The organism is Lactobacillus hamsteri DSM 5661 = JCM 6256, from assembly GCF_000615445.1.
GTDB lineage: Bacteria > Bacillota > Bacilli > Lactobacillales > Lactobacillaceae > Lactobacillus > Lactobacillus hamsteri.
In genome coordinates this window covers 1-7,314 of record NZ_BALY01000047.1, presented here as the reverse complement: position 1 = coordinate 7,314, position 7,314 = coordinate 1, and the positions used below count along the sequence as shown (strand labels likewise).

Here is a 7,314-nt window from a genome sequence, read left to right as displayed (position 1 = left end):
GATTAATCAAATGATGGGGATAATAAGAAATTTGTTTGATATAATAGGACTTATTAAGATTATAAATGATGTATGTTAAACTATTTTTATAAAAATTTGGAATTTATTAAAAGTTAAATTATTAGATGAAAAATTATTTTGTTTTAAACATTAGTTAAGATATTTTCATTCATATTTTGTGCATGTTGTGAGTAGAATTGACAGTTGCTCTTTTTAAGTGCAAACTTATTATTGATATATAGTTGGGAGAAACAATATGCAAACAATTGAAAATTCTCTCTTGCAGGTCTCTGTTGATGAGAATGGAGCGGGGATGAATCACCTTGTTTCTCAAACCGAGAACTTTGATTACCTCCAAACCGATGATAAGCAAGAGACTGTGTCGATTGCCTTTTCTGGCATTGATCATGATAATAACTGGGCGCTTGATCTTCCTTGGACAGTTGTCGATAAAGGAGACGCACGCGTTAGTCTTACTCTAATTGATACACCAGAAAGTTATAAAAAATTCCCATATCACTTTGAGGTCATGGTAACTTATACCATTGAAGGCAATCAAGTGAAAGTTTCATTTTTATTAAAGAATAATTCTAATAAAGAAATGCCGTTCTCATTAGAACTCAATGTTCCAATAATTGCAGGTTGGGATAGTGAAAAAGCTGTTAACTCAGTAATCTTGAAAAATGAAGATGATCATACAATCACTATTGAGCCAACGGATTTTAAAGTCGAAATTTCTGAGAAACAAATTGACTTTGTAAGCAATAAAATAAAGTTGGCCGGCGAAACAAAGCAAAATCTTGAATTAAGTTTCACTATTGCTTAAAGAAATTAACGATTTTAATAAGATAGAAAAGCAGGTCGGCAGTGATCTGCTTTTTTTGCTATAATACATTCATTGTGATTTTTACTTAATATTAGGTAGTAAATATGAAGAATAACGATAATAAACCGAATAACAGTCGAGTTCAATTACATTCGAAAGAATATAACAAAAAATATCATATTTTGGCTTGGTCCATTACGTTCGTTGTGGTTATAGCTTTAGGGGTTGCTGCTTATTTTGGCTATGTTTATTTTAAGACTAAAAATGCAGTCGATAAGACATATGATCCACATACCCAAGTTCAAATCAAAAAGGGCGAATTCAATGGGAAACATAAATTCGCAGTTTTGCTGATGGGGACAGATACAGGAGCGCTTGATCGAACCGAAAAGGTTGGTAATACGGATACGATGATTTTAGCAATTGTTAATCCGCAAAAGAAGCACTATACTCTAATGTCTATCCCCCGTGATACGATGGCACAAATGGTCGGTAATGATGAGTTTAAAGTTGAAAAAATCAATGCGGCTTATCCATTAGGTGGCAGCAGGATGGCGATGGATTCAGTTTCTAAATTGATTAATGTGCCAATTAAATATTATGCTGTTGTCAACATGGGCGGAATTATGAAAATGATTCGCTATGTTGGGGGGATTAATATTCGTCCAACTTTGAGTTTCGAATATGGAGGATATATCTTTAAAAAAGGTAAGCTAACACACATGGGTGGTGGTAGTGCGCTTGCCTACTCCAGAATGCGTTATGATGATCCACGTGGAGATTATGGTCGACAAGAAAGACAAAGACAAGTTATTACAACTTTAATTAAAAAAGCAGTTTCAGTTAGTTCGTTGTCAAATCTTGATTCAATTTTGACTTCCGTATCTGGGAATGTAAAAACTAACTTGCCATTTAGTGCTTTACAACAAATTGCTATGAACTATCGTAGTTGTGCTGATCATGAAAAAAGCGATTATTTACATGGATATGATGCCAAAATTAATGAAGCAGCATATCAAGTTCAATCTACTGAAGAATTGCAGCGTGCTTCTGATTATTGTCGCAAGGAATTAGGGCTTGAACCGGAAACTATTAACAATAATGAAACTTTTCAAAATACCAAAAATATTGAGAACGGCTTTAAGTTTGGTAGTAGCAAAGTTCAAGAATATCATATTTATGATTATGTAGAAGAAGGTGGTAATTAATGGCGCGGCTTTGGGCTACGATTATTGGTTACTTCTTCGGTAACTTCTTATTTGCGATGATTGTTGGACGGCTCGCTTTAAAACTTGATCCGACTAAATATGGTTCTGGAAATCCTGGAACAGCCAATATGGGTGCTGTTTTTGGCAAGAAGTTTGGAATTATGACTTGTGCCGGTGATCTTTTAAAAACAGTAATAGCTCTGTTTATTGTGTATTTCTTGTTTCCAGGCAAGATTTATCTATCTTATGCAGGATTGGGCCTAATTTTAGGACATTGTTTTCCAATTTGGCATCATTTTAAAGGCGGTAAAGGTGTCGCTGTTTCAGCGCTTTTAGCCGTAAGTTATGATTGGAAGGCTGGACTTATTACATTGCTCATTGCATTATTGCTGACAGCGGTAATGCAAAACTTAACAATTCCGCCTCTTGTGTTTATGTTGTTATTTAGTATTTATACAATAATTTATGCAAGAGAAGCAGGAATTATCTTTCTAATTATTACAGCAATTATGGCTTTTAAATTTAGAAAAGATATTGTAGACTTTTTAACCGGTAATGGTAAAAAAGTGGACATTTTATATTCGATTAAAAAAAAGTTGGGTATAAAAGCGTAGTAATTTTTATAAGGATTAGAGACTAGGACAGATGAAAGAAAGTAAAAAGAAATCTTTGACATTATGGCAAATTGGATGTTTGCTTTTGGCAACTTTCTTCATGCTAGTACAGGTTTATCACTTTGGTGGTTCATTAAGCCGATTTCCATTGGGAAGTTTGCTTAGATTTATCCCTGTAATGGCACAGAATGCCACAATGATTTTTGTACCAATGGTATTTGGTGCAGTTTATAGCAAGAAAAAAGTTCATCCAACTGAAAGCTTTAGATTTTGGCTGTTAGCTGTTGTAACTTTAGTGCTATTGTATTTGGTTTATTTCTTCAGATTACCAGGTCGCTTTAATATGTGGCGTCTTTGGGGAGTTTTCTTCCCAGTATTGACTAGTACGTCAGTACTTTTAGCAGGCTTGATTTTCAGTTTATTATTGCAACCATATTTGTATGATTTGCAACATAAACTAACAACCAAACAAAATTTGCTTCTTCTTAGTGGTCTAACTGTAGTTGGCTTTGCTACAAGTGCTGGGACCATGGAATTTAATTACTCCATTTATGGTGTTTATTTGATTTTGTACTTTGCATGGGGAATGTTTTTAGCTCATTTATCAATTAACAGCAAAGTATTTAAATGGACCATTCTTGGCGGAATTTTATCATTCTTAGTCGTTTTAGTTGGTGTTCCCGGCTTTAATGGGGTTTATTGGTATCAATTATTATCTGGACGAAGCAATGGTGTAGAAGCTTGGAATCGATTCTTTTTGAATAACCCTACTTCACCATTTATGGCTCTTATGGTAATTACTGCCTTTCTTATTTTTAGAAAAGTAATAGTTTCATTTACAGCTCGTGAAATGCGTTACTTCATTCCAGTAATTGTGTTCATGGATGCGCCGGTTACTGGCGGACTTATGAGATCGTTCCGCTTTACTAATAGTGCGGGGCTTAATAAATTCTTGATGATCATTATTATGATGATTATCAGTTTATTATTAACTAAGCTTTACGAAAAATATTTATTTAGAATTAAGCCATTTAGAAGAACTGTTTTGCTTTTAGGTAAGCGTAACAACTTAGCTGAAATTGTTGTTGATGCTTGGAATGGTACTGTAGCTTGGGTAATTGAAAATCGTGTTAGATTGTTAACCTGGGGCTGGTTCTATATCTTGAGCTTTGCTTCATTCTTAATTGAATCAGACAATTTACGTATTCAAATTACTACTGCGACTGATATTAATGCAGTTATTTTCTTGCTTGGAACGAGATTCTTTGCAATTATTTTGACAGCTATCTTCCTTGATGCGATGTTTGCAATTTTCTACTTTGTAACTACACGTTATTGGACTTCAACAGTCTTAGTCAGTGTGGTCGCAATTGGTTGGGCTGTTGCCAACAAGGTTAAGCTTAATTTACGTGGTGAACCTATTTACCCAAGTGAATTGAGTGAAGCTGCAAACATGAAGACTTTGATTCCAATGATTGGTCAAAAGTTATTGATCGTAGTTGGAATTGCGTTGATTATTATCATTGCTTTAGATATTTTCCTTGAAATCAAATTCCCTATTAAGAAAAAGGGTTCATGGAAGCGTAGAGGAATTTGGGCACTTCTTAGTTTGCTTTTATTCTTGACCCCACTTCGTTTCAACCATGATGGTGGAATTATTTATCACATTAATCGTGGTTTTGACAACAAGCAATCATTTAGAAATCCAGAACGTGATATTCAAATCAATGGTCCAGTTTTGAACTTCTTGAACTATATTGATTTGCAAATCATGAATAAACCTGAGAATTATTCTCAATCAACTATTAATCATTTAAACAGCAAATACCAAAAGGTTGCTGATGAAATTAATAAGTCAAGAAAGAATGAGCTTAAGAATCAGACTGTTGTCTTTAACTTGAGTGAAAGTTTTGTTGATCCATATACTTTCCCAACTATTAAGATTGATAAATCTGCTCCAAATCCTGTTAAGTTTATTCAAACTATGCAAAAACGTGGAACTTACGGAAATATGCTTAGTGCAGGTTATGGTGGTGGTACTGCCAACATGGAATGGGAAACCTTAACTGGGCTTAACATGGGAATGTTTAGATCAACTTTGACACCATATGTTCAAGTTGTTCCAAGATATAAATTCTACCCAACTATAGGTATGAGCTTTGCATATAAATCAGCTGTTCACCCATTCATTGGTACTTATTACTCAAGAGTAGAAGATTACAAGAGATTTAAATTTAATAAGTTCGAATACTTAGGTTCTAAGTATAAGATTATTGATCAAAAGAAACTTGGCAAGAGTAGTTATAACTCAGACTTTACTACTTATGCTAATGGTCTTCGTCAAATCAATTCACGTAAGGATGGTCAATTTATTAATTTGATTTCAATTCAAAACCACATGCCTTACAACGATTGGTATCCAAAGAATGAATACATGGGCAAGATCTCAGGTGATTTGTTCAAGGGTGGAGCTGTTAAACAACAAATGGCAACTTATATCAAGGGTGTTCAATACACTGATAAGGCTGTAAAGCAATTTATTGGTCAAATCGATAAGATTAAGAAGCCAATTACTGTTGTCTTCTATGGTGACCACTATCCAAGTATTTTGTCACAAAGCTACACATCTCAATATCCAATTCAAATGCACTCAACACGCTACTTTATTTACTCAAATAAGTATGCTCGTGACCACGGTGCTAAGAGCAAGCTTACTAAGAACACTAACTATGTAAATACTAGTGACTTTATTGCAATGATGCTTGAACAAACTAATTCAAAGGTAACTCCTTACCAAGCTCTTCTTACTGAAGTTCACAAGAAGCTTCCTGCAATTTCAATTAACTTTGAAGGCGATAAGGGCTTTGAAATGGTTGATCAAAAGGGCCGCAAGGTTGATCCTAAGAGTTTGACTTCTGAGCAACAAGCTTTGCTTAAGGATTACGAAACCGTTCAATATGATATGACGGCTGGCGATGCTTATGGTTTATCAGCTAAAGGCTTTTACAGATAATTTATAATAAGAAAAAGATTGGACAAATGATCCAATCTTTTTTGTTAAATAAAAATTAGAATAATGGTTGACTATTTGAATAAAACTAAGTAACATCATTACTAATGAAGTAGCAATTCGGTTCAGAGTTCAGAGAACTAGCGGTAGGTGTGAGCTAGGCAGGCCGAGTTTGACGAAATACAGGTGGGGTTGTTCCCGTAAAGACTTTTTGAGGCGCAAAAAGCGTGAACGTGGGTGGTACCACGGCTAATGATGAAATTTAGTCGTCCCTTGAAGAGAAATCTTCGAGGGACGTTTTTTATTGGAGGATATTATGGCAAAATTTGACATTTTAGAAGATTTAAAATGGCGTGGTGCTATTAATCAACAAACCGATGAAGAAGGTTTACGCAAATACTTAGCAGAACATGATGATCTTGCTTTGTACTGTGGTACAGACCCAACTGGTGACTCTCTTCATATTGGACACCTTATTCCATTTATGATTTTAAAGAGATTCCAAATGGCAGGTTACCATCCAGTAATTTTAATTGGTGGGGCAACAGGTTCAATCGGTGACCCATCTGGCCGTAAGACTGAACGTGTTCTTCAAACTGCAGAGCAAGTTAAGCACAATGAAGAATGCTTAACTAACCAAATGAAGAAATTATTTGGTACTGAAAACTTTGAAATTGTAGATAACGCAGATTGGCTTGGCAAATTGAATTTAGTTGATTTCCTTCGTGATTACGGTAAATTCTTCCAAGTTAATAACATGCTTAACAAAGACGTTGTTGCTAGTCGTCTTGAAAATGGTATTTCATTTACTGAATTTACTTACCAAATTTTGCAAGCTATCGATTTCCATCACTTGAACAAGGATAACGGTGTTCAACTTGAAATTGGTGGTAGTGATCAATGGGGCAATATTACTGCAGGTATCGATTTGATTCACAAGCTTGAAGGTGCAGATCGTCCAGCATTTGGTTTAACTATTCCATTAATGCTTAAGGCTGACGGTACTAAATTTGGTAAGTCAGCTGGTGGTGCTGTATGGCTTGATCCAGAAAAGACTAGTCCTTACGAATTCTACCAATTCTGGATTAACCAAGATGACCGTGACGTTGTTAAATACCTTAAGTACTTCACTTTCCTTTCACGTGAAGAAATTGAAGACTTAGCTGAAAAGACTGAAAAAGAACCTTGGAAACGCGCTGCTCAAAAGAAGCTTGCTGAAGAAGTTACTAAGTTCGTTCACGGCGAAGATGGTCTTAAGGAAGCTCAAATGATCACTGATGCTTTGTTCTCAGGCAATATTAAAGACTTGTCAGTAACTCAAATTGAACAAGGCTTGAAGTCAGCTCCAAGTGCTGAAACTTCTGCAGAAGCTAAGAATATTGTTGATTTCTTGGTTGATACAAAGATTGAACCATCTAAGCGTCAAGCTCGTGAAGATGTAAAAAATGGTGCTATTTACGTTAACGGCGATCGTGAACAAGATTTGGAATTTGATATTGATCCATCGAGTGCCTTCGATGGTAAGTACGTAATTATCCGTAAGGGTAAGAGAAAGTACACTTTGGTTCACGTAAAATAGTATGTTACTCAGTAATTTTTAGTGGAAATTACTTTAAAACATTGTGTAAGAATTACACAATGTTTTTTTATTTTTGA

General features: G+C 35.0%; 5 protein-coding genes. All 5 read left to right on the top strand.

All coding sequences use genetic code 11. The features are described 5' to 3' along the window. The first annotated feature begins 256 nt into the window (after positions 1 to 256). The 5 genes from JCM6256_RS08765 to tyrS all read left to right on the top strand — a co-directional run bounded on the left by JCM6256_RS08765 (position 257) and on the right by tyrS (position 7,237). Complete coding sequence (locus tag JCM6256_RS08765; protein WP_025081309.1) at positions 257 to 826, top strand: aldose epimerase family protein; 570 nt, start codon at positions 257 to 259, stop codon at positions 824 to 826. Positions 827 to 930: 104 nt separating this feature from the next. After that, the gene (locus JCM6256_RS08760; RefSeq protein ID WP_025081308.1) at positions 931 to 2,034 is read left to right on the top strand and encodes an LCP family glycopolymer transferase; all 1,104 of its coding nucleotides are present in this window, start codon (positions 931 to 933) and stop codon (positions 2,032 to 2,034) included. Beyond that, positions 2,034 to 2,648: a glycerol-3-phosphate acyltransferase gene (locus tag JCM6256_RS08755; protein ID WP_025081307.1), complete on the top strand. Its 615-nt coding sequence runs from the start codon at positions 2,034 to 2,036 to the stop codon at positions 2,646 to 2,648. Before JCM6256_RS08760 ends, JCM6256_RS08755 begins: the two co-directional genes overlap by 1 nt. A gap of 31 nt (positions 2,649 to 2,679) precedes the next feature. Then, a complete protein-coding gene (locus JCM6256_RS08750) occupies positions 2,680 to 5,661 on the top strand; it encodes an LTA synthase family protein (protein WP_025081306.1) in 2,982 nt (993 codons plus the stop codon). 313 nt (positions 5,662 to 5,974) lie between these two features. Further along, positions 5,975 to 7,237 (top strand): tyrosine--tRNA ligase, encoded by a 1,263-nt coding sequence (gene tyrS, locus JCM6256_RS08745; protein ID WP_025081305.1) that lies wholly within the window; start codon positions 5,975 to 5,977, stop codon positions 7,235 to 7,237. Positions 7,238 to 7,314 lie beyond the last annotated feature (77 nt).